The organism is Acidisoma sp., assembly GCF_965199065.1.
GTDB lineage: Bacteria > Pseudomonadota > Alphaproteobacteria > Acetobacterales > Acetobacteraceae > Acidisoma.
The window spans coordinates 1,924,030-1,945,914 of the sequence record NZ_CBDAQN010000003.1; the positions used below are offsets into that span (position 1 = coordinate 1,924,030).

The window sequence follows — 21,885 nt, forward strand, 5'->3', positions numbered from 1 at the left end:
TTGCTCTGGTCGCAACAATATCTGCAACATTCTACTCATTCAAATCAGCTCCGGCGACGCGCATGTTGCCGGGTAAGCGAAACCGAGGGGCGGCCCGCCCCAGAACCGCCAGGAGACAGACCTCATGCTCACCCAGATCAAGGGCCTGCACCACGTCACCTCGATGGCCGCGGATGCACAGCTCAACAACGACTTCTTTACCAAGACGCTTGGCCTGCGACGGGTCAAGAAGACAGTCAACTTCGACGCGCCGGACGTCTACCACCTCTATTACGGCGATGAGATCGGCTCACCCGGCTCGGTCATGACCTACTTTCCCTTCCCCCACATTGTGAAGGGCAGCCGTGGAGCGGGTGAAGTCGCCGAAACCGTATTCGCGGTCCCATCTGGATCACGTGGCTACTGGAGGCAGCGGCTATCCACTCATGGTGTTGCCAACCTCCGGGAAGAGGAGAGTTTTGGCGAGAAGCGCCTGCGGTTTTCCGGCCCGGACGGCGATGGCTTTGCGCTGGCGGAGGTGCGCGACGACGCCCGCCGGGCCTTCAATGGTGGCCAGGTTCCCCCGGATGATGGCGTCCATGGCTTCCACGGCGTGACGATGCGGCTGCGCGACGGCGGCGCCACGGGCGAGCTACTGCAATACATGGGCTACGAGCAGGTGGACCGGCAGGGCGACCTCATCCGATACGCCGTGAAGGGCGGCAACGGCGCGGATTTCGTCGATCTTGAGGTCCTGCCCGGCGCGGCGTCGGCACAGCAGGGCGCTGGATCCGTCCATCACGTCGCCTTCGCCGTGGAGAACCGTGCGGCTCAGCTTGAGGTTCGCAAAGCACTCCTCGACACCGGCTACCACGTCACGCCGGTGATTGACCGCGACTATTTCTGGGCGATCTACTTCCGTGCGCCCGGCGGCGTGTTGTTCGAGGTGGCCACGAATGAGCCGGGGTTCGACCGGGATGAGGATACAGCGCATCTGGGTGAGGTGCTAAAACTCCCGCGCCAGCATGCGAATTTACGCAGCCAACTCGAGCAGATACTGCCGCCTATCGTCGACTGAACCGCCATTCGAGGAGGAGCAGGCGATGGCACAGAATTCGGTGTCAGCCGCTTTTGCTGCCAGCCGCACGGCGAAGATGGCGGCCTTCATCCGCGGCCATAAGGATGCGCATCCGGGCGCCGGTCGAGCACGGCGGAAACCAGCCGCGGTCGCCTGGTCTTAGGAGACCACTGTTGCTCTCGCGCGCGCCCTGCTGCTCAGTCCGGTTCTTCTGGTGATGGACGAGCCAACGGAGGGCAAGTGCCGGTCATCGTCGATCATCTCGTTGAGGTATTCCGGCATCTGGCGCAGGAAGGCAACGCCCACCTGCAACGACGCGAGCTCGGAGCTGGCACGATGGCTGGCGGTGCATAATAAGGGAGTAGATCATGTCGGAAGCACGAATTTACGTCGTGGGGACTTGTGACACCAAAGCTGCGGAACTCGCCTACGTGCGTGGATTGATCAATGCCCAGGGTGTTCGGGCGGTCGTCATCGACGTCTCGACCCATTCACACGGCGCAGGCGCCGATATTGAGGCGGCTGAGGTGGCAAGCTACCATCCGGACGGCCCCGAGGCGGTGTTCACGGGCGACCGAGGGCGTTCCATCACGGCGATGGCGGTGGCATTTGAGCGGTTCCTCAGTTCTCGCGCGGATGTCGCCGGTGTCATTGGGCTCGGCGGTTCCGGCGGCACGGCGCTGGTAGCGCCGGCAATGAGGGCGCTCGCGATTGGGGTGCCAAAGCTTCTGGTGTCGACGGTCGCCTCCGGGAACGTTGCTCCCTATGTCGGGGCGAGCGACATAGCCATGATGTATTCCGTGACGGACCTTGCCGGGCTGAACCGCATCTCGCGTCTCGTGCTCGCAAATGCCGCGCACGCCATGGCAGGGATGGCCAAGACTTTGCCGCCGCCGTCGTCCTCCGACAAGCCGGCCATCGGCATTTCAATGTTTGGAGTGACAACGCCTTGCGTGAACCGCCTGGTGTCCCTGCTGGAAGACCTGAATGATTGCCTCGTCTTCCACGCGACAGGCACCGGCGGCCAATCGATGGAGAAGCTGGTGGACTCGGGCCTGCTGGCTGGGGTCATCGACGTGACGACGACGGAAGTCTGCGACCTTCTGATGGGCGGGGTGTTCCCTTGCACCGAAGACCGCTTCGGGGCTATCGCGAGGACGAAGCTGCCCTATGTGGGGTCCTGCGGAGCGCTCGACATGGTCAATTTCGGTGCGCAAAGCACGGTGCCTGCGCAATACAAGGACCGGAACCTGTATGTGCATAACCCTCAGGTCACTCTGATGCGGACGACGCCGGAAGAAAACCAGCTCATCGGGCGCTGGATCGGTGAGCGCCTCAATCGCTGCGAGGGGCCGGTGCGCTTTCTTCTTCCGGCCGGCGGGGTCTCTTTGCTGGATGTTCCTGGCATGGCATTCCATGATCCGGAGGCTGATGCTGCGCTATTCGAGGCACTGGAGCAGACCGTGATCCAGACGGGGCTGCGGCGGCTGATCCGCGTGCCGGATGCGGTGAACGATCCGTCTTTCGCAGATGCGCTGCTCGATCAGTTCCGGGATGTGATGAAGGACGTATAACATGCCGCGGATAAGCCGTGCCGACATCATGAAGCGGTTCACCGCGATGGTGCAGAACCGCCAGCCGATTCTCGGCGGAGGCGCGGGAACGGGCCTGTCCGCGAAGTGCGAGGAGGCCGGCGGCATCGACCTGATCGTCATCTACAATTCCGGGCGCTATCGGATGGCGGGCCGCGGGTCGCTCGCGGGCATGCTGGCCTATGGCAACGCAAATGACATCGTCGTCGAGATGGCGCGCGAGGTGCTGCCGGTGGTGCGCAAGACGCCGGTGCTCGCGGGGGTCAACGGCACCGACCCATTTTGCCATTTCGATCATTTTCTTGATCATCTCGGCGCTCTCGGCTTCTCTGGAGTCCAGAACTTTCCGACGGTCGGCTTGATCGACGGAACCTTCAGGACCTCGCTCGAGCAGACCGGCATGAGCTACGGCCTGGAGGTTGACCTCATCCGCATGGCGCACAGCAAGGACCTGTTGACGACGCCCTACGTCTTCAACACGGATGAGGCGCTGGCGATGACGCAGGCGGGGGCCGACATCTTGGTCGCCCACATGGGTCTAACGACCGGTGGGTCGATTGGTGCGACCACATCGGTGACGCTCGACGATTGCGCCGCGCGTATCAACGCCATTGCCGAGACAGCGCGCAGGGTCCGTCCCGACATCATTCTGCTGTGCCATGGCGGGCCGATCGCGGAGCCCGATGATGCCCAATATATTCTAGCCCGCTGCCCCGACTGTCACGGTTTCTATGGCGCCTCCAGCATGGAGCGCTTGCCAAGCGAGACTGCACTGATTGAACAGACCCGCCGCTTCAAGCAAATTTCCCGCTCCTGAAGGCAAGGAACACGTCCATGGCCTATGCTTATTCGAGTGCGATCATCGAGGCGCCGGTCGAGGCAGTCTGGGACGCTGTCCGCGACTTTGGAGCATTGGCAGCCTGGCATCCCGGTATCGCGAAAAGCGAGATCGAGGACGGCAAAGACCCCGACGCGGTTGGTTGCATCCGCGCCCTCACGTTGAAGGACGGCGGCACCGCGCGTGAGCGCCTCATGATGCTGGACGATAGCCGCTACCGCTTTACCTACAACTTCGAGACGCCCGCGTTTCCTGTGACAGACTATCTGTCAACCCTGGAACTCACTCCAGTGACCAATGGGGATGCAACTTTCGCCGCGTGGAGTGCGACCTTCAACGAGAGGCCGGAAGATGCCGGCGTCTATGTCGATATTGTCGCGAACGGCGTCTTCGCAACGGGCTTGGCAGCGTTGGCGGCGCGCCTCAAAGGCTCGGCCGCGGCTGGAGAGGCACCGCGGTGGCAAGGGTTCCGGCCCGCCAAGGTTTTCTGCTCCTCCGTCCTGCAAGCTCCGCTCGAACGCGTCTGGGCCGAGATGAGGGATTTCGCCGGTATGGACGGGTGGCATCCTGAGATAGCCAACATGCACATGCTCGACGGCGCTCGATCGGACAAGGTCTCAGGCGTGCGCGATTTCATGTTCGGCGAGGGAAAGCTCCACGAGCAACTGACGTTGCTCTCGGACCTCGACCATGCTTTCCGCTACAAGATCAACGCAAGCTCGACGCCCTGGATGAACTATCATTCGGGCGTTAAGCTTCATGCCGTGACGGCGTCCGGTCAATGCTTCGCGGTTTGGACAGCCGATTGGACGGCCTCGGCTAATGACGACGTCCGCTTGATCCCAATGGTTCACAATGACGTTTTCCAGCGTGCTCTCGACACGTTAGATCAAAAGTTGGCTGAACCTCGATAAAGGCTGGCTGGTGACGTTGGGACGAGGGCGCGGCCGAGCACCTGCTGCCCTTAGTTAAAGTACGTGAGGACGTAGAACCGGGCCGATGCCGACCAAGCTGGGGCGAGCCATCACCTGGACAAGGAGTTTCGGCGGTCCTCGGCAATACCTCCGGTGCACGCGGCGTAGCGAAAACGATCAGCCGTCAGCATAGGCTGTCGCTCGTTGGCATTGCTGATTAGTGTCAGTCACCCAGGATGGCAAGGATAGCCCGACCCGTGAATGAAGGCCGGTTAACCCGAGACAAGCTTTATGGCGCCATACGGAAGCTCGCGGGAGGAACGGGAACGCTAAAGGAGCGATTGCGGTCCGCCCTTACCGTGGAAGTGATGACGCTCAGAGCCGATGATTTTCCTTGGCCGGACCTCGGGCAGCGTTTCGACGCCGTGATAAACGAAATCGCTCCGGATCGGCGCACTCACATCGTCCTCGCTCAGTGGTGGGACTTTGAACTGGGCCACATCGCCGAGGAAATCGTCGATGTCTATCACGAGCTTTCTCGGCGTCTCGACGCTGAATGAGAGCTGTCCGGTTACGGCGCTCCGACGGGAAACACTCACAGGCCCATGCGATGTTGGGCAGGCGCTTGTGTTCGAAGTGCTCGTAGGCTGCAAATCCTCTTGGATTTGCGCCTACCAGCCTTCAGCATGTCCTTACTTTGCTAACGCTCCTCGAAAGTCTGCATCAACGTATCGCGCGACGCCCGACGATCGCGTGGTAAATAACCAGTACGACGATGGCGCCAATGACGGCCACAACCATGCTGTAGATGTTGAAGCCGGTGACAGGCGCCGCGCCGATCATTGAAAACAAGAAGCCGCCAACGATTGCGCCGACGATGCCGAGCACAATGTCCATGATGATCCCCTCGCCACTCCTGTTGACAATCTTGCTTGCGATAAAGCCAGCAAGGAGGCCGAGGATGAGCCAACCGATAATCGACATCTGGCGAAACTCCTTAGATGAGGTGTGCGCCCCGACATTAGCGTCAGGCGCTTAAGCGTGTTGTGAAACGGGGCGAAATGGCTGCCCCGCGGATATTCAGACGTTTGGTTCGTGTGGATCGAGACGTGTGGTGCCGGCCGCGGTCGTTTTAGTGTCGGCCGGAATTTGCTCGACTTCGACTTCCTCCTTGCGGACGGTATCTCGTATCGTCTCGACGCGATCGGTTGCTTGCTTGCGGAGGCTTACTTCCTCCACAACCCTGACATCCTTTGAAACAACCGCCTCCTCCGAGGTTTCCGTCATCTCGATCGTCTTCTCCGAGAAGTCCGCATTGCTGATCGGGCCGCCGCCCGTCACCGGCCGACGGTCCAACGTGACTTTCTCATCATGGAGCGAGACGCTCTCCTCAACAGGTGTTTCGACGACGTAGCGGCGGATCCGGGTGCTTCCCCGATTAATCAAACGCTTGCCGATCACGACGCTTTCCTCGGCCAGTCGGAGTGTCTCATCCCCAGTCGGCTGGGCAGGTGTCGTAGTTGCAGGAAGCGTTGTCTCTTCGACCGGAGGCTCCTGCAAGCTCGAAGCTGGCATCAGCCCGTAAGTCTTCGCCCGTTCGTCGATATCGATCGGATCGTGACTATCGAGAATATCCAGTATGCGTCTGATCTCGTCCTCGGGAGCCTGCACCGTCACAACGGTCGAGCCGTTCTCCAGGCTGCGGTCGTAGACAGCAATGTCGTAGTTCGGCTCCCCACCGAACAAGCTTGCCCAAAACCCCTTCTCGCGAACCGGCTCGACTTCATCGGTTGTCGTAGTGGTAGCAAGAGAGCCGCTATGTTTTGTGATGGCATTCTCGGGGACGCCGGAAGCGATGATATCCTGAATGGCAAGTTCAGCGTGAGCCGGAGTGTCGTAAACAGCCACTATCTTCTCATAATTCATTGTGATCGACCTTCCCTTTGATTTTATAGCCGTCGCTCAAGCGTGTGTGTATGGGTTCCGCAACGAGTCGGGCCCTAATGCGCCGCCACTACTTCTTGACGCTGTCGCGCACGGCATCCTTTGTTTTGCCGGCGGCATGCTGCACCTCGCCCGCAGTCTTTTCGGCCTTGCCCTTGGCCTTCAGTTCCTTGTCGGCTGTGGCATCACCGGCGGCCTCTTTAACGGAACCGGCGACTTTCTTGCCGGCGCCTTTCACGCGATCTTTGTCCATCGGAAATCTTCCTTGCTCAGGTTGCTGCGGCACTCCTGCGTGCCGTTCGTAGCGCCGAGTAAAGAAGGGTGTTTGTTTCGTTTGTTCCAGTCAAAAGTTCAGGGGAGTGCTTGCCTCTACAACTAGTATTAGTGCACTACATCGGCATGATGATTTAACTATGCTGACTTCTTGCGTCTGGATTTCGACGTTTTGCCAGGGGTTTGAACCGAAGCTCCGAGACCCCGTTCTCTTGCCCAAACGATAACGGCGCTCCGGCGATGGACGCCCAGCTTCCGGTATATCGCGCTAACGTGATTGCGGACCGTGTTCTGGGCGATGTCAAGCCTATCGGCGATATCTGCGTCCGACAGGCCTTGCGCCACAAGACCCAGGACCTCGATCGCTCGGGTCGTGAGCGTTTCCATATCAGGCTGTTTTGCCGCAGATCGTCTACCGCGGGTGGCATTGGCCAGTTTCTCGACAATCTTCTGTCCGAGCCAGGACGTGTCCTGCATGACGGACTGAACCGCCGTCAGCAGTTCCGTCTCCGTTTGCTTCCGCTCGGTGATATCCAGCATGACGCTCAACACGCACCGCTCGTGGTGGAATTCCACCATCTCGGCGGAGAGCAAGTAGTCGCGACGCACTCCATCCTTGGACTGCAACTCGATCTCCACGCTGCGAACACGTCCCGTCTGCTTCATCTGGTGTTCGAGTTCGTCGCGCAAGGCTCCCTGTCCCCAGAACTCGACCTCTGCCTCGGGTCGCCCCACGACCTCTTCCCGCCGCCAACCGGTCGCGTTGGTAAAGGCGTCGTTCACGTCCAGGATGCGCAGACCGTCCAATGTGAAGATAGCCATTGGTCCCGGAGCCATGCGGAACGCCTTTGCGAACCGCTCCTCGCTCAGCCGCAGAGCGTCCTGCGCCTGCTGCCGAGGATGCAGATCGGCGAAGGTGAACAGCATGCAGGCTGCATCGCCGATCTCGAGCGGCTGGCCTCCCAGCAGCACCGTCTTCTCCCGCCCGTCGGGGAGAAGGAGGCAGCCCTCCATCTGCGGGATGGTTTCGCCGTCATTCAAACGTGTAATCGCCAACTCACGCCTCTCGGCGCCTCGCAGCACGTCGATTTCGTGCATCGAGTGGCCGATCAGGGCGCCGCGGTGATAGCCCGTCAGCTCCAAGAAGCCGTGGTTGACCTTGACGTAACGCATGTCCGAAAGCCGCGCGATAATCGCGGGCGCAGGATTTGCCGCAAAAGCACGCTCGAAACGCTCCTCCGCGTTGAAGCGCTCCGTCTCGTCGTTCAGGATCAAGACGAGGCAGTCCGGCTCCCCGGCCGGATCGTTCAGTGCCATGGTCCTAATCTCGTGGAACCAGCGCTTTCCGTCCGACCGGCGGATGACCTCGAACAACGCCTTGTCGATGGTCTCGCCCCGGAGAAGGCTCTGGATCGGATACTCGCTTGGGCGGAGCGTCTGCTGGTTCCGGTAGGCCAGTTGATACCGCTCTGCAAAGCCCGCCGCAGTGCCGCCCAGGTCTTTCAGGTTGCGCACGCCGTGCAGGTCGAGCGCAGTCTCATCGGCCCAGGACAGGGTACCGTCCGGGTCGATGATGATCACCCCCTCCGTAAGCGCGGCGATGATCTGTTGTAAATGGGTTGGGCCGCCGGCGTCCTGGGGAATACGTCCTGGTCTCTGAGATGGCACCCGTGTCGCTCTCATCCTGTGGTGGTCCGTGAAGCACAGCAGGGTCTGCGCTACTGCTCACCGATTACCACTCGACCTTTCGAATGCACCGGGCGTAAGCGGCCGGCTGCGCACCCTATGCCCAGGCGATTTCCTAGAGCAACTCCGGACTCCGGCTAGGCGCAGCCTTCCGAAGCCGTCTTTGCGGCAACCCCGCTCAGGTCAGTGATGATGACAACGCGGGCTGGAGCTTAGTGGTACCAGCGTCTGCCGCCGCCCCAGCCCCCATGCCAGCCCCCATGCCAGCCACCCCATCTTCCCCAGCCCCCTCCGAAGCCGAAGGCGACTACCGGTCCCCCGAAGAATCCCGGATAGCCGTAGCCATAGCCGAGATAAGGATAGGCATAGGGGTAAGGAAGATAGGCATAAGGCCCGGGTGCCGCCTCAGCGTATGTGGCGTAGCTCTGCAACTTGTCCCCGCTGGCGACCATGCATTGAATGTAGGAGATGTCATAGGCGCGCTGGCCAGCGGCCCCGCCGACAACTGGTGTCCCAGCCGCAGGGCTGGCGCCGCTACCGGTTGCTGCAGCTCCTGACGGAGACGTTTCTCCGATCCGGGTTCGGGCGTAGGTGCGGCAACTTGCGTCGTCCTGCTGGAATTGCGCCAAGGTCTTGTTCGGCCCCGGAACGGCAAGAACGTTTGGTCCGGTGGGAGGAGGTGACGCACACCCACTCAAGCCAACAGCAGCGGCCAGCGCCGGAGCAAGACGTGAAATCCGCATCTTATCCAACTCCTACACCTGGGAAGGGTATCAACCAGGGGATTGAAGGATGCGATATTTAGAGCGCTGGGTCTTGAGACGCGATCAGAAGATTGTAACAAGTCCCTGAGCGCTCAACCCTCGACCTCCTAAGGCCGATCTTCGAGTGACCGATCCGCTCCGCAGCGTCACCCTTTAACCGATCCCATCGAGAAGCCGGCTTGAAGCTGCCGCCTGAAAAACATGTAAAGGATCAGCATCGGCAGCGTCGCAATGACAACAGCGGCAAACAAGAGTCCGAAGTTGTAGGAGAGCTGTCCGTTCAGCATGCTCAGGCCGACCTGCACCGTACGGATCGTATCATCCGACGACATCATGTATACGAGCACATACTCGACCCAGCAGGCCTGAAACGTGAAGATGGCGATGGTCGTGACGATCGGGCGCGACATCGGCAGCACGATCGACCAGCAGATCCGCATATAGCCCGCGCCGTCGATCTTTGCCGCCTCCACGATCTCCTGTTCGATGGCCCGAATGAACGAGGCCGCCAGATAGATCCCGAACGAGATATTGAAGGCGATATAGGGAATGATGATGCCGATGCGGGTGTTGGTAATTCCGAGATAGGTTTCCGCCACGAAAATCGGCACGATCGAGGACGATATCGTCACGAGCAGGCCAAGGAGTATGAGCGAAAACCAGAGCTTCGTATATTTCGAGGGGATCTTCGCAAAGGCGAAACCGGCAGCCATCGACAGCAGCACGACGACCAAGGTGGTAACTGCGCTGTAGAGGACGCTGTTGAAGAACAGATGCGGGAAACCGCCGAGAGCCCAGGCCTGGCTGTAGTTCGACCACGTCCAGTTGATCGGCAGCGCGATGATGCTGGCGACGATCTCGGACTCCGGCTTCACTGACGTGTATGCCAGCCAGACGAGGGGGAACACCGTGAACACCGTGAAGAAGGCGAGGGCGCAATAGGCCGCCAGCTTGAAAGCCAGGGGGATTTCGGCGCGCACGATGACGGGATTGGCCATGCGGACCCTGCTACTCGTAGCGCGCGGAAACGCGGCCCGCGGCTTTGGCGAGGATGACGATCAGTCCTACGCTCAGGATGATCAGGACGACCGCGACTGCGCTGCCGAAGCCATACTTATAGTAGGAGAAGGTGTTCTGGATCATATAGAGGCCGAGCACGGTGCTGTAGTAGCTTGGACCGCCATTCGTCATGATCCAGAGAACTTCGAAGCTTTTGAGGCTTCCGGCGATTGCGTAGATTGCGGTCGTCAGAAACACCGGCACCTGGTTCGGCAGGACGATCTGCCGGAGGATGTCCCATTCATTGGCGCCGTCGAGCACGGCAGCCTCCAAGGTCTCGGTATTTGTCTTCTGCAGATTGGCCAGGAAGATGATCAGATAGAGGCCCGTGTACATCCAGAGAACCACGATGAGGTAAGGAATGATCGCGGTAGGTAGCGAACTGAACGCATTCAGTTCGAACATGGGAGACTGGATCAGCCGGCCAATCATCTGCGCGATGAGCCCGGAGGGGGCGAAGACCACGCCGAAAAGCAAAGCGACAGCGACGGGGCTCAGCAAGGACGGGAAAAAGATGACCGCCTCGAAGAAGACGCCGAACTTAACCAGACGGCGGTAAAGGATATAGGCCAGAAAGAATCCCAGAGGAATTTGGCCAAGCAACGAAACCAGTATGACCAGTCCATTGTCGCGGAGACTGTGCCAGAAGATCGGGTCATCGAACATCGTCACGTAATTGGCGAAGCCGATGAAGTGCGGAGCGCCGGACCCGCCCCAGTCGGTGAAGCTGAGGACGAAGCTGTAGATGACCGGGATCACGATGACCGCCGCATAGATCAGCAAGGCCGGCGCCGACAGAAGCACGTAGCTGATGCGGTCCGACCGTCCGCCTGACGTGGCGGCCCGGCGCTGCCTGGCCGCGGCATGGCTCGCAGCCGGGTTGCTGGCCGAATGCCCCTGAGCGATGCCGTTCATGCCAAGACCAGTGCTGGCCGTCCGGCGGAAGCCCTCGGCCTAATGCTTCCGGTTGCTGTCATGCGCCGCTACCCAAGTCTCATATTGATCCGCCAACTGCTGTGGCGTGATCGAGCCCAGAACGAGTTCCTGCAGCCCGGCATCGATGATCTGCACCACGCCCTCGGCATCCATTTTATCGTCCAGGACCGGAAGAACCGTATTGATACCGGCAGAGAAGTTGTAGCTCGTGCGCAGCAGCGGGTCGTGGATACGTGGGCTGAGGTCGCCGCCCGTTTTGTAGATCGGGAGGATGCCGTGCTTCAGAAAGTTGTCCGCATTGGCGACGTTCATGCTGAACTTGATCCACTTCCAGGCTGCTTCGGCCTGCTGTTCAGTGCTGCTCTTTGAAATTCCGAAGCCGGTAGCGATCTCGCCAGATGTCGAGGCGTCATCGGTAAAGGCCTCGCCGTCGATGTGCGGGAAGGGCTTCATGAGGATCTGTGACTTCATCGCGGCAGGCAGGCTGGAGTCGAGATTTTCCACCTCCCAGACACCGCCGATGAAGTAGACGCTGCGGCCGCTGACGAACTCCGACAGAGCCTGCTCACGCATGGTGGAAGGCTCGCTCCTGTCGATCAACCCGGTATCGACCATGTCCTTGACGGTCTGGAGCGCCTTGACGAATGGCGCATCCCTGAAGCTTGCGCCGTTCGTGCCGAACCTTGCGTGCTGGAACCACTCCGGGCCGCCGATCCGCCCGACGAGCGTGGACAGAAGGCAGGACTGAAGGATCCAGGAGGACTGGTCGCCATAGACGACCGGATGATAACCGGCCTTCTCGATGATCGGTGCTTGAGCCTCGAACTCCTTGAGCGTCTTGGGGAAGGTCAGCCCGAGCTTATCCAGCAGCGCCTTGTTGGCGTAGACGATGCTTGTGTAGAGGACGTAGGGAACTCCGAGTTCATAGATTTGGCCATCGCGGCCTTGCGGCTGGAGAAACACGGCTCTCTGCGTTGCCGCGAGGTCATCGCGTTTTACCCATGGCGAGAGATCACGGGCATAGCCGCGGTCGGTCAGGTACCCGGTCCGCTTGCCCGGCCAAAGAGACAAAAGGTTCGGCAGGTTCCCGGAGATGGCAAGTGCCTGCATCTTGGTGTGATAGGCATCGTGCGCCATCGCATCGAACTTGATTGTTATGTTCGGGTTCTGCGCGTGGAATTGCCGATACATGTCCTGCAACTCGAAGTAGTCGGCGTCCAGCTGCGTGTACGGGACGATTGCCGTGAGCGTCACATTAGCCGAGGCGTTTTGCGCCTCGACCCGAGTTGCCCCGACAACGGCGAGGGCCGTCGCGGCCCAGAACAGTGCGCCGAGCCGTTTCATTCTGGTCATTCTGCTCTCCCTAGCGGTGGCGTTCTCATGACGCCTTTCAAGCTGGAACTTTTTAGGCCGGGTCTCCCGGTAATCGGGAGGCCGGTTTAGTCGAATGTGCCAACCGGAACATGCCGGCCGATGGGGCGCGGACGGTCGCACCGAGTTTGAATAGTCACCACTCTGCCGCTATCGGCCGAGCGCTGAAAACCCGTCATGACTTCCAGAGCGTGCATCGCAAGCTCCGCGGATACGCGATGGGGCCGCCCGTGGCGGAGGGAGTCCGCCATTTCGGCGGCGCCCAGACCTCGCAGGCCGCCGGCGCGGCCGGGTGCGCCCTCGGTGTAGGGATGATCGACCACCGCCTCCTCCCAGCGGGTGTCGCCGCGTCGGAAAATCTCCACCGCGCCGGTGAAGTTGTTCGGATCGGGCGTCACCATGCTGCCCTCGGTGCCGTAGATCTCCATCTGATTGTGCCGGTGTTTCACGACATCGAAGCTCGTCACTATGGTGACCGTCGCGCCATTCTCGAATTCCATCACGCCGGTCGTGTGTGTCGGGACCTCGACCTTGATGATCTCGCCACGGCGCGGCTCGCTCAACACCGGGCGCTCGGTCCGGGTGATTTTGGCTGTGCCGAACACCGACCGAACCGGCCCGAGCAGGGCAATGAGATTGGTGACGTAGTAGGGTCCCACGTCGAGCATCGGGCCGCCTCCGCGGGCATAGTAGAAGTGCGGGTTGGGGTGCCAATGCTCATGGCCCGGCAGCATCATCAACGCCGTCGCCGAGACGGGCTGGCCGATGACGCCGTCATCCAGAAGGCGGCGGGAGGCCTGATGTCCGGCGCCGAGGAAGGTGTCTGGTGCGCCGCCCAGACGCAGCCCCTTGCGGGCGGCGAGCTTCACGAGCGCCTCGCCTTCCTCGACCGTCACGCCGAGCGGTTTCTCGGAATAGACGTTCTTGCCGGCGTCCAAGGCCCTCTGGCTTATCTCCGCATGCGCGACTGGGGTCGTGAGATTGATGACAATGTCGATCGCGGGGTCGGACAGCATTGCGGAAAGCGATGTGGCTTCGACACCGAACTCTGCCGCGCGCTCTCGCGCCGCCGCCTCGACCATATCGGTTACGGATTTCACCCGCACGAAGTCGAACATGTGCAAGGTGGCGATGTAGGTCGATGAGATGTTGCCACAGCCGACGATGCCGACTTGAATGGGCTTGTTCATCTGGCTCATTGCTGCACCTTCAACGAATGTAGCTCGGCGTATTGCTCGCGCAGGAAGGCGATCGCGCGCTTCAGTTCATCGTCCAGCTGCTCTGTCGCAGGATCCGTATGGGTCCAATGCGAGGCGCCCGGCACATCTTCAAGCTCCAGCGTCAGCGGACCGGTGTAATGAACGGCTTCGAGCGCGGCGAGGATTGCGACCCAGTCGATCTTGCCGCGCCCTGGCCGCCAATGCGCATTTGTGTTCCCGTCGTTGTCCGAGAAATGCGTGTTGAAGATTTTGTCGCCCAGCATGAGGACAGTGAAATGCGGCATGTCGCCCGATGGGAACAGGTGGCTTGGGTCGAAGTTCAGTCCGAGATTTGGCGCCCCCGTTCGTTCGAGTAGCCTCAGCATGCTTTGGCCGGAGTTGACCCATCGGTAAGGGTGCGGCTCGATCGCGACCTTGAGGCCGGCATCGGCCGCGAATTCGCAAGCCTGTGCCAAGGCCTCCACGAACTGGTCATATTCCGCCGTCCAGTTCCATTGCGGCTCAACAGACGCGGTCCAGGACTGTGACGTCGGCCTTTGCAGTATCGGCGCGATTGACCGGCCGAACGGGTAGGGCGTGGAGGTTGTAATCAGTCCGGACCCAAGCTCGGAAGCGGTCTCGATGCCTCTCCGGAAGCCGTCGAGATCGGCTTGCGAAACGCGAGCGCCGGCTGCTGAGGCAAAGTTGAAATTGCAGAATACGTTGGTGAGCGTCAGGCCCTCTCCAACCGCAAGGGATCGGAGCGAGGCGACACGCTCCTTCGTGTAATAGCTGTCGATCGCTTCGTTGTTCCAGATGGAAAGCTCGAAGCAGCTGCACCCTGCCGCCGCCACGCGGCTTATCGCGGCTTCGTATGGCGGTATCCAGCTCAACGTCCAGACGGTCGATCCGAAAGCGAATGGCATTTGCGGCATCGTATTATGCTCCGCGCCTGCGGGTCGCCGCGTTCACCCAGATCTCGAGCAGCTGAAAACGGACGTACGTCCGCATGAGACGACCCGCGTCGCCTACCGTGTTTTTCACGTTTCTCTCCCTCGTTCGCGACGGTCGTCCACAGCGCCGGGGCGCTCGAAGCAGCTCCGAGGCAATTCGGCCGGACGACCCGCTGCAATCGTATCGTTACCTAATACCGGTGGAAGCGGAACGTCAAGCAGCAAATCCTCGGCCTGCAAGCAAAGAGTTACTTCAACTTGTGCCTGTCGCCCTTTTTCCGTAACGTTACGGATTGGCTTTCGGCGCGAGGCGCAAGACCAGGCGCGGCGGACACCGCTGCCGCCATTGGCGACTTGTGGTGTGGCACTGCTAAAGGGGGTCTCGCCTTGGGAGCGCAGCCTCGAGGCCAGGCAGAAGGACGGCGAGACAGCTTTATGTCGAAAACCACGACCGGCCGTGCGGTTCCCGATCGCCCGCCCGCCGCAGTGAAGCAGGCGGAGCCGAAGCAGAAGCAGAATCCGGACGGACGCGTGACCTTGCGCACGGTCGCGGGTCATCTCGGCCTGTCGATAACGACCGTGTCACGCGCTCTGAAGCGCGGCAGCGACGTGAAGGGCGAGACGGTTGCGAAGGTCGAGGCCGCGGCGCGTTCCTTAGGCTACCGTCCGCATCTCGGAGGCATCACTCTCCGCACCGGCCGCACGCATGCCATAGGCATTATCCTGCCATTGGGCGGAGAAGGCGATGTCAACAAGTTCGTGGCCTCTTTGATCGAGGGTGTCTCCGCATTCGCCAAGACCGTCGGCTACCGGACTGCGGTAGTTCCCCTGCTACGAGGCGATGATCCGATCTCCGCACTGAAAGATCTCGTCGAAGAGCAGTCCGTCGACGGGATCATACTGACCAACACGACGCCTCAGGACGAGCGGGTCAAGTTCCTGCTGCAATCGGGCACACCCTTTGTGACGTTTGGGCGTACGGAGCTTTTCAGCGCGCATGCCTATGTCGATGTCGATCACGAGTTGATAGGCGCGACAGCCGGCGGGATGCTGCTCGACAGCGGGCATGCGGCGCCAGTGCTCGTGGCTCCCCCTGCCGAGCTGACCTACAGCAAGCAGTTCCAGAGAGGGTGGCAGCAGGCCCACGCTGCCCGAGGCCGCTCTCCGAGCGACCACTCCATCATTTGTGCGGCCAACACGGCCAACAGTGGGCGCGAGGTCGCTGTGAAAATTCTTGAAACGTCGCCGGTGACGTCCGCAGCATTCATAGCTAACGACGACGCCGCAATGGGCTTCCTTTCTGGCCTTTGGCAGAGCGGCCGCAGAGTGCCCCAGGATTTCGGTATCATTACCTACGGCGGCACCAGGATGCACAGTTTCATGAGCCCCCCTCTGAGCGCCTTTATTTTCCCTCACTTCGACACAGGGCAGAGGCTCGCAATGTTCCTGATTAGGCTCATTGGAGGTGAAAGTGCCGACATGCTGAGGGAGGTCAGCGTCGCCGAGTTTATCGATCTCGGCAGTCATCTCAGCAGATAGCCGCGGGTCCGCGCCGATCCACCGGTGCTGCAGGGCGGGTCGCCGTTCTTGACGCTGTTCGAAGCGCAACATGCTTCATAGCATGTCGTAGCCCTATGACGTTGGCGTTCATCACGCAGCGGCTTGCCAACGAAGCTTCCGAGGAGTGGATCATGCCGCTTGACGCCATCAACCTGTCCTTCGGGCGCGGCCATCTGACGGTGACGCCGCCGGAAGGGTCGATCGCTACCGTCATCCGCAAGGGCGCGCTGACCAAGCTGACGGACGGTGCGGCCGCCATTGGCCAAGCCTTCGAGGCACCCATTGGCTCGCCGCCGCTGCGCCTTCTGGCCCAAGGGCGTCGCAGCGCTTGCATCCTGATATGCGACATCACCCGCCCGGTGCCGAACCATCTGTTCCTCCGCCCAATGATCGAGACGATGGTGACAGCGGGCATCCCGTTGGACGCGATCACGGTCCTTGTGGCAACCGGCCTCCACCGCCCGAACGAAGGCGCGGAACTCGCGGAGCTGGTGGGGGACGCCTGGGTTCTGGCGAACGTCCGCGTCGAGAACCACTTCGCGCGGGATGACGCCGCTCATGTCGATCTCGGGGTCACGGCTACGCGCGGCACGCCAATCGGCATCGACCGCCGGTTCGCAGACGCCGATCTCCGGATCGCCACTGGCCTCGTGGAGCCGCATTTCATGGCGGGGTGGTCAGGAGGCCGCAAGGTCGTGGCGCCCGGCGTCGCCCACCACGAAACTATCCGCACGTTCCATTCTGCGCGCTTCATGGAAGATCCCCTGGCGGTGCAGTGCAACCTCGTCGGCAATCCACTGCACGAGGAGCAGTTGGAGATCATCCGCCGGCTCGGCGACATTTATGCCCTCAACACCGTCATCGACGAGGACCGCGACCTCGTTCACGTCACCTTTGGAGAGATCATCGCGAGCCATCTGGCGGCGGTGGACTTCATCACCGGCGCGACGCGGATCGAGGTGCCGCGCCGCTTCAAGACAGTCGTGACATCCTCGGCCGGCTACCCGCTCGACAAGACCTACTACCAGACCATCAAGGGCATGGTCACGCCGCTGGACATCCTCGAGCCCGGCGGCACGCTCATCATTGCCTCCGAATGCTCCGAAGGGTTTGGGTCACCGGAATTTCGGGAGGCGCAGGAGCGGCTGACGGAGCTCGGACCGAAGCGGTTCCTGGCAACGCTGACGGCGAAGTCTCTCGCTGAGATCGACGAATGGCAGACCGAGATGCAGCTTAAGGCGACCCGCCTTGGCGAGGTCGAGATGTACACCACGGGCCTGACCCGTGAGGAGCGGCGCATCACCTGCGTGACGATCGCGCCGGACATGGAGGACGCCATTCGTGCCAGCATCGCGCGACACGGAGACCCTCATGTGGCCTTCGTTCCCGAGGGGCCCTACGTCGTGCCGGTTTACGCCGCACCTGCGGACAATGGCGCTGCCTGAGCCAAAGCAGGCTTAGGCAGAGGGTTCGGGGCACTTCTCGCAGCCTGGGCTTCAGCGCCCACATTGGAGCGAACGGCCGCCGCCGGCTGCGGCACCGATCTTGCTCGTGCTTCGCCCCGACCGAGCCTGATGTCTTCGGTCGGCAGCGGATGGATGAGCGAAGATGGCACGGCAGATGCACTTGGTGGCCTTTCTGATGACAGGCCCGACGTGCCACCACCACGGTGCCTGGCGGCATCCGGAGACCGATGTCGAGGGTATCCTCCATCCCGAGCGCTACGAGCACATCGCCCGCGTGCTGGAGGCAGGCAAATTCGATGCACTCTTCTTCGCCGACATTCTGGGCATCTACGACATCTATGACAGCAAGTTCGACACCATGGTCGGGCGCGGCGGTCAGGTTTGCCTGCTGGACCCCGCGGTCATCCTGCCGATGATGGCGCGGGTGACGAGCCGCCTCGGCCTCGGACTCACGTGTTCATCGACGTTCAACCATCCGTATCAACTCGCGCGCATGCTCGGCACGCTGGACCACCTCAGCGCGGGGCGGGTCGCCTGGAACGTGGTGGCCTCAACATCGAAGCTGGAAGCGCAGAACTTCGGCCTGGACGAGATGCCCGGGCGCGCCCAGCGCTATGAGCGGGCCGACGAGGTGATGGAGGCGTGCTTCGCGCTCTGGGACAGCTGGGAGGAGGGCGCCCTGTTGCTGGACAAGAAGGCCGGGGCCTTCGCCGATCCTTCGAAGATCCACTACGCGAACTATGCCGGCAAGTGGATCAAGACGCGGGGGCCGTTGACCGTGCCGCGCAGCCCGCAGGGGCATCCTGTCATCATGCAGGCCGGCAGCTCCGACCGGGGGCGGGAGTTCGGCGCGCGATGGGGCGAGATCATCTTCACCCTGCAGCACCGCAAAAGCGACATGCAGACGTTCTACAACGACTTCAAGGGACGCATGGCGCGGCGAGGACGGGCTGCGGAGAGTTGCGTCATCCTCCCCTCCATCGACGTGGTCATCGGTGAGACGGTATCGATCGCGCGTGAACGGGCGGAGTATGTGAACGGGCTCGTCGACACCCAGCTAGGATTGGCCGCCGTTTCCGGCCAACTCGGTTACGACATGTCCCAGCTCGATCCCGACAAGCCGCTGAAGGATATCGCGGTCGAGGAGGGCTCGCGCGGCTCCTTCGATGTCATGCTCCAAGGAACGGAGGCCGAGGGCCTGACGTTGGGCGAGGCGGCGCGCCGCTTTGCTACCAGCGAGCTATGCCCGCAGCTGGTCGGCACGCCGGAGATGATCGCCGACCACCTGACCGATTTGTTCCAGGACTATGCCTGTGACGGCTTTGTGCTGACACCCACGACCTTCCCCGGCATGTACGAGGAGTTCTGCCGGATGGTGGTGCCGATCCTGCAGGAGCGGGGCGTTTTCCGGAAGGAATACGTCGGCACGACGCTGCGGGAGCATCTGCAGAATTGACGCACCCGGGAGCGCTCAGGGAGAGCGAGTCACCTGACCCGCGATATTGATTTTGACGGCGCCCTTGGGCGTCATGGCGGTCCAGGTGCCAGCCGGCCCCAGCGTGAGCTTCGTGACCGGGCCATAGCCCGCGTGCTCGATGGCCCGCAGCGCCTGATCGCGTGTCATCTGCACGGTTGTCGCCTGACCCCCTAGGATGGATGCGCCGCTTTGGGCATGAGCCGCCAGAGGCGTTGCGAGAGCCAGAAGAAGCGTCGAAACCCATAGAGCGCGCATCGCATATCCCCTGCTATCCTATGCGGATTTCGGCACTGGCCGGCCGCAGTCAAGAGTGCGTCGGGTCATAACGCGATCTCGATTTGGCATGCGCCAAGGGCGCTGAGCTTCGTATAGTTGGGCCAAACGAGGAGGTGCCCGATGGAGAACTCCCGGCTCGAGATACTGGATGAGTTGCAGCGGAAGGTCCTGTGGCTCGCGACCTGGACCATCCACAACGCGAATCATATCCGCCCGAACCCGAGCGGGCTGAAGGTCGGCGGCCATCAGGCCTCCTCCGCTTCCCTCGCGACAGTCATGACAGCGCTTTATTTCGCTGTCCTGCGGCCGGAGGATCGTGTCGCAGTCAAGCCGCATGCGAGCCCGATCTTCCACGCCATCCAGTATCTGTTCGGCCAGCAGACGCTGGAGAAGCTGCAGAACTTCCGCGGCTTCAAGGGCGCCCAATCCTATCCGTCGAGGACCAAGGACATCGACGATGTCGATTTCTCCACGGGCTCGGTGGGACTCGGCGTCGCGCAGACGCTGTTCTCGTCCCTGGTGCAGGACTACGTGCGCGCCCATGGCTGGGGGACGGACCGGCCTGAGGGCCACATGGTGGCACTCATCGGCGACGCCGAAATGGATGAGGGCAACATCTTCGAGGCGCTGGCCGAGGGCTGGAAGCACGGTCTCCGCCGGACGTGGTGGGTGGTGGACTACAACCGTCAGAGCCTGGACGCGGTGGTGCGCGAAGGGCTGTGGGCGAAGTTCGAGACGATGTTCCGCAACTTCGGCTGGGATGTGGTGGTGTTGCGCCACGGCCGGTTGCAGGAGGCGGCCTTCGCCGAGCCCGGCGGCGAGCGCTTGCGAAACTGGATAGAGGCGTGCCCGAACCAACTTTACTCGGCGCTGACATTCCAGGGCGGTGCGGCCTGGCGCAAACGTCTGTTGAACGATCTGGGCGACCAGGGGCCGGTCTCGGCGTTGATCGAGCGGCGCTCGGATGACGCGCTGGCGACGCTCATGGGCAACCTCGGCGGCCATGACCTGCCGTCGCTGCTGGAGGCCTTCGAGCACGCGCGCACCCATGACCGGCCGGTCTGTTTCATTGCCTATACGATCAAGGGCTTCGGCCTGCCGCTGGCGGGCCACAAGGACAACCACGCCGGGCTGATGACGCCCGATCAGATCGCCATCATGCGGAAGGCGCTCGGCGTTCGCGAAGGTCATGAATGGGAGAAGTTCGAGGGCACTTCCCTGCCCGAGGACGTGCTCCGAGGCTTTCTCGCCGAGGCGCCGTTCATCCAGCAGGGGATGCGGCGTCTGAGCGCGCCAACCATTCCGGTGCCGGAGGCGCTCACCGCGCCCCCGCCGACGGCGATGTCGACACAGCACGGCTTCGGCCTGCTGATGCACGAGATCGCCAAGACCGACAGCGAGCTGGCGCGGCGGATCGTCACCACGTCGCCGGATGTGACCGTCTCGACCAATCTCGGCGCCTGGGTGAACCGGCGCGGGTTGTTTGCGCGGGAGGAACTGGTCGACCTGTTCCGCAAGGAACGCATTCCGTCGACCTTCAACTGGAGTTTCTCGCCGCAGGGCCAGCACATGGAACTCGGCATTGCCGAGATGAATCTTTTCATCATGCTCTCGGCGCTGGGGCTGAGCCACGCGATCAATGGCGAGCGCCTGCTGCCGGTCGGCACGCTCTACGACCCCTTCATCGAGCGCGGGCTCGATGCGCTCAACTACGCCTGCTACCAGGACGCCCGCTTCATTGTCGTGGCAACGCCCTCGGGCATTACCCTGGCCGGCGAGGGCGGCGCGCATCAGTCGATCGCGACACCGCTGATCGGCATGGCGCAGGACCGGCTGGCGAGCTTCGAGCCGGCTTTCGTCGATGAGCTGGCGGTCATCCTGCGCTGGTCCTTCGAGCACATGCAGCGCGAAGGCGAGCCAGAGCCCGACCGCAGGACGTGGCTGCGGGACGCGTTGGGCGGCGCGATCTATCTCCGGCTCTCGACGCGCAGCATCCAGCAGCCGCAGCGGCAGATGGTCGCCGACCTCGCCGAGGACGTAATCAGTGGCGCTTATTGGCTAAGGCGGCCGGGGCCGAATGCGGAGATCGTCGTGGCCTATACGGGCGCCGTGGCGCCGGAGGCGATGGAGGCGGTCGGGCTGATGGCCGAGGACCGGCGTGATGTGGGGTTGCTCGCGATCACCTCGGCAGACCGGCTCTATGCGGGCTGGACCGGGGCGCAACGGGCGCGCGAGGACGGCATCCCCGGCGCGCGCAGCCATATCGAGCGACTGCTGGGGGCGGTGCCCAGCCACTGCGGGCTCGTAACCGTGGTGGACGGGCATCCCGCGACGCTGGGCTGGCTCGGATCGGTGCTCGGGCATCGCACGCGGTCGCTCGGCGTGACGCAATTTGGCCAGACCGGCACCATCGACGATCTATACCGCGAGGCGGGGATCGACGCGGATGCCATCGTGGCAGCGGCCCAGGGTTTGGCGCCGGCCCGGCCGATCCGCTACGGCATCGCCTCCTGAGGCGGC

20 protein-coding genes are annotated in these 21,885 nt (G+C 62.1%); 9 read left to right on the forward strand and 11 right to left on the reverse strand.

Annotated features, from left to right (window positions below; all coding sequences use genetic code 11):
- Positions 1–124 precede the first annotated feature (124 nt).
- The 5 genes from ACOEQ1_RS17070 to ACOEQ1_RS17090 all read left to right on the forward strand — a co-directional run bounded on the left by ACOEQ1_RS17070 (position 125) and on the right by ACOEQ1_RS17090 (position 4,961).
- The gene (locus ACOEQ1_RS17070; RefSeq protein ID WP_419760424.1) at positions 125–1,057 is read left to right on the forward strand and encodes a ring-cleaving dioxygenase; all 933 of its coding nucleotides are present in this window, start codon (positions 125–127) and stop codon (positions 1,055–1,057) included.
- A gap of 368 nt (positions 1,058–1,425) precedes the next feature.
- Positions 1,426–2,631: a Tm-1-like ATP-binding domain-containing protein gene (locus ACOEQ1_RS17075; protein WP_419760425.1), complete on the forward strand. Its 1,206-nt coding sequence runs from the start codon at positions 1,426–1,428 to the stop codon at positions 2,629–2,631.
- 1 nt (position 2,632) lies between these two features.
- Entirely contained in the window at positions 2,633–3,466 is an 834-nt protein-coding gene (locus ACOEQ1_RS17080) for a phosphoenolpyruvate hydrolase family protein (RefSeq protein ID WP_419760426.1), read from the forward strand.
- A 17-nt stretch (positions 3,467–3,483) separates the two neighbouring features.
- Positions 3,484–4,401 (forward strand): SRPBCC family protein, encoded by a 918-nt coding sequence (locus ACOEQ1_RS17085; protein WP_419760427.1) that lies wholly within the window; start codon positions 3,484–3,486, stop codon positions 4,399–4,401.
- Positions 4,402–4,658: 257 nt separating this feature from the next.
- The gene (locus ACOEQ1_RS17090) at positions 4,659–4,961 is read left to right on the forward strand and encodes a hypothetical protein (protein ID WP_419760428.1); all 303 of its coding nucleotides are present in this window, start codon (positions 4,659–4,661) and stop codon (positions 4,959–4,961) included.
- 163 nt (positions 4,962–5,124) lie between these two features.
- On the opposite strand, the gene ACOEQ1_RS17095 is transcribed toward ACOEQ1_RS17090, so the two are convergent.
- The 10 genes from ACOEQ1_RS17095 to ACOEQ1_RS17140 all read right to left on the reverse strand — a co-directional run bounded on the left by ACOEQ1_RS17095 (position 5,125) and on the right by ACOEQ1_RS17140 (position 14,568).
- Positions 5,125–5,385, reverse strand: coding sequence for a GlsB/YeaQ/YmgE family stress response membrane protein (locus ACOEQ1_RS17095; protein ID WP_419760429.1), 261 nt, complete (start codon positions 5,383–5,385; stop codon positions 5,125–5,127).
- 96 nt (positions 5,386–5,481) lie between these two features.
- Positions 5,482–6,327 carry a YsnF/AvaK domain-containing protein gene (locus ACOEQ1_RS17100; protein WP_419760430.1) on the reverse strand — a complete coding sequence of 282 codons (846 nt, stop codon included), beginning with the start codon at positions 6,325–6,327 and terminating at the stop codon, positions 5,482–5,484.
- Positions 6,328–6,415: 88 nt separating this feature from the next.
- Positions 6,416–6,598 carry a CsbD family protein gene (locus ACOEQ1_RS17105; protein WP_419760431.1) on the reverse strand — a complete coding sequence of 61 codons (183 nt, stop codon included), beginning with the start codon at positions 6,596–6,598 and terminating at the stop codon, positions 6,416–6,418.
- Positions 6,599–6,756: 158 nt separating this feature from the next.
- Positions 6,757–8,301: a PAS domain S-box protein gene (locus ACOEQ1_RS17110; protein ID WP_419760432.1), complete on the reverse strand. Its 1,545-nt coding sequence runs from the start codon at positions 8,299–8,301 to the stop codon at positions 6,757–6,759.
- A 215-nt stretch (positions 8,302–8,516) separates the two neighbouring features.
- The gene (locus tag ACOEQ1_RS17115; RefSeq protein ID WP_419760433.1) at positions 8,517–8,933 is read right to left on the reverse strand and encodes a hypothetical protein; all 417 of its coding nucleotides are present in this window, start codon (positions 8,931–8,933) and stop codon (positions 8,517–8,519) included.
- Between the two features lie 281 nt (positions 8,934–9,214).
- Positions 9,215–10,066, reverse strand: coding sequence for a carbohydrate ABC transporter permease (locus ACOEQ1_RS17120; RefSeq protein WP_419760434.1), 852 nt, complete (start codon positions 10,064–10,066; stop codon positions 9,215–9,217).
- Positions 10,067–10,076: 10 nt separating this feature from the next.
- Positions 10,077–11,042, reverse strand: a complete 966-nt coding sequence (locus ACOEQ1_RS17125; protein WP_419760435.1) for a carbohydrate ABC transporter permease — start codon at positions 11,040–11,042, stop codon at positions 10,077–10,079.
- A gap of 39 nt (positions 11,043–11,081) precedes the next feature.
- Positions 11,082–12,416 (reverse strand): ABC transporter substrate-binding protein, encoded by a 1,335-nt coding sequence (locus ACOEQ1_RS17130; protein ID WP_419760436.1) that lies wholly within the window; start codon positions 12,414–12,416, stop codon positions 11,082–11,084.
- 86 nt (positions 12,417–12,502) lie between these two features.
- Positions 12,503–13,633 carry a Gfo/Idh/MocA family protein gene (locus tag ACOEQ1_RS17135; protein WP_419760437.1) on the reverse strand — a complete coding sequence of 377 codons (1,131 nt, stop codon included), beginning with the start codon at positions 13,631–13,633 and terminating at the stop codon, positions 12,503–12,505.
- Complete coding sequence (locus tag ACOEQ1_RS17140) at positions 13,630–14,568, reverse strand: sugar phosphate isomerase/epimerase family protein (protein WP_419760438.1); 939 nt, start codon at positions 14,566–14,568, stop codon at positions 13,630–13,632. Before ACOEQ1_RS17140 ends, ACOEQ1_RS17135 begins: the two co-directional genes overlap by 4 nt.
- Before the next feature lie 549 nt (positions 14,569–15,117).
- Between ACOEQ1_RS17140 and ACOEQ1_RS17145 the strand changes: the two genes are divergently transcribed.
- The 3 genes from ACOEQ1_RS17145 to ACOEQ1_RS17155 all read left to right on the forward strand — a co-directional run bounded on the left by ACOEQ1_RS17145 (position 15,118) and on the right by ACOEQ1_RS17155 (position 19,068).
- Positions 15,118–16,125: a LacI family DNA-binding transcriptional regulator gene (locus ACOEQ1_RS17145; protein WP_419760439.1), complete on the forward strand. Its 1,008-nt coding sequence runs from the start codon at positions 15,118–15,120 to the stop codon at positions 16,123–16,125.
- Between the two features lie 152 nt (positions 16,126–16,277).
- Positions 16,278–17,591 carry a nickel-dependent lactate racemase gene (gene larA, locus ACOEQ1_RS17150; protein WP_419760440.1) on the forward strand — a complete coding sequence of 438 codons (1,314 nt, stop codon included), beginning with the start codon at positions 16,278–16,280 and terminating at the stop codon, positions 17,589–17,591.
- A gap of 163 nt (positions 17,592–17,754) precedes the next feature.
- Entirely contained in the window at positions 17,755–19,068 is a 1,314-nt protein-coding gene (locus tag ACOEQ1_RS17155) for an LLM class flavin-dependent oxidoreductase (RefSeq protein ID WP_419760441.1), read from the forward strand.
- Positions 19,069–19,083: 15 nt separating this feature from the next.
- On the opposite strand, the gene ACOEQ1_RS17160 is transcribed toward ACOEQ1_RS17155, so the two are convergent.
- The gene (locus tag ACOEQ1_RS17160) at positions 19,084–19,344 is read right to left on the reverse strand and encodes a hypothetical protein (RefSeq protein WP_419760442.1); all 261 of its coding nucleotides are present in this window, start codon (positions 19,342–19,344) and stop codon (positions 19,084–19,086) included.
- Between the two features lie 141 nt (positions 19,345–19,485).
- On the opposite strand from ACOEQ1_RS17160, the gene ACOEQ1_RS17165 reads away from it, so the two are divergent.
- Positions 19,486–21,879 carry a transketolase gene (locus ACOEQ1_RS17165; protein ID WP_419760443.1) on the forward strand — a complete coding sequence of 798 codons (2,394 nt, stop codon included), beginning with the start codon at positions 19,486–19,488 and terminating at the stop codon, positions 21,877–21,879.
- The last annotated feature ends 6 nt before the right edge of the window (positions 21,880–21,885 follow it).

Coding starts and splice junctions, on each gene's coding strand:
- ACOEQ1_RS17070 (WP_419760424.1), top strand. CDS start 125: ATGCTCACCCAGATCAAGGGCCTGCACCACGTCACCTCGATGGCCGCG.
- ACOEQ1_RS17125 (WP_419760435.1), bottom strand. CDS start 11,042: ATGAACGGCATCGCTCAGGGGCATTCGGCCAGCAACCCGGCTGCGAGC.
- ACOEQ1_RS17085 (WP_419760427.1), top strand. CDS start 3,484: ATGGCCTATGCTTATTCGAGTGCGATCATCGAGGCGCCGGTCGAGGCA.
- ACOEQ1_RS17135 (WP_419760437.1), bottom strand. CDS start 13,633: ATGAGCCAGATGAACAAGCCCATTCAAGTCGGCATCGTCGGCTGTGGC.
- ACOEQ1_RS17155 (WP_419760441.1), top strand. CDS start 17,755: ATGGCACGGCAGATGCACTTGGTGGCCTTTCTGATGACAGGCCCGACG.
- ACOEQ1_RS17160 (WP_419760442.1), bottom strand. CDS start 19,344: ATGCGCGCTCTATGGGTTTCGACGCTTCTTCTGGCTCTCGCAACGCCT.
- ACOEQ1_RS17080 (WP_419760426.1), top strand. CDS start 2,633: ATGCCGCGGATAAGCCGTGCCGACATCATGAAGCGGTTCACCGCGATG.
- ACOEQ1_RS17095 (WP_419760429.1), bottom strand. CDS start 5,385: ATGTCGATTATCGGTTGGCTCATCCTCGGCCTCCTTGCTGGCTTTATC.
- ACOEQ1_RS17075 (WP_419760425.1), top strand. CDS start 1,426: ATGTCGGAAGCACGAATTTACGTCGTGGGGACTTGTGACACCAAAGCT.
- ACOEQ1_RS17110 (WP_419760432.1), bottom strand. CDS start 8,301: ATGAGAGCGACACGGGTGCCATCTCAGAGACCAGGACGTATTCCCCAG.
- ACOEQ1_RS17100 (WP_419760430.1), bottom strand. CDS start 6,327: ATGAATTATGAGAAGATAGTGGCTGTTTACGACACTCCGGCTCACGCT.
- ACOEQ1_RS17105 (WP_419760431.1), bottom strand. CDS start 6,598: ATGGACAAAGATCGCGTGAAAGGCGCCGGCAAGAAAGTCGCCGGTTCC.
- ACOEQ1_RS17130 (WP_419760436.1), bottom strand. CDS start 12,416: ATGACCAGAATGAAACGGCTCGGCGCACTGTTCTGGGCCGCGACGGCC.
- larA (WP_419760440.1), top strand. CDS start 16,278: ATGCCGCTTGACGCCATCAACCTGTCCTTCGGGCGCGGCCATCTGACG.
- ACOEQ1_RS17165 (WP_419760443.1), top strand. CDS start 19,486: ATGGAGAACTCCCGGCTCGAGATACTGGATGAGTTGCAGCGGAAGGTC.
- ACOEQ1_RS17120 (WP_419760434.1), bottom strand. CDS start 10,066: ATGGCCAATCCCGTCATCGTGCGCGCCGAAATCCCCCTGGCTTTCAAG.
- ACOEQ1_RS17140 (WP_419760438.1), bottom strand. CDS start 14,568: ATGCCGCAAATGCCATTCGCTTTCGGATCGACCGTCTGGACGTTGAGC.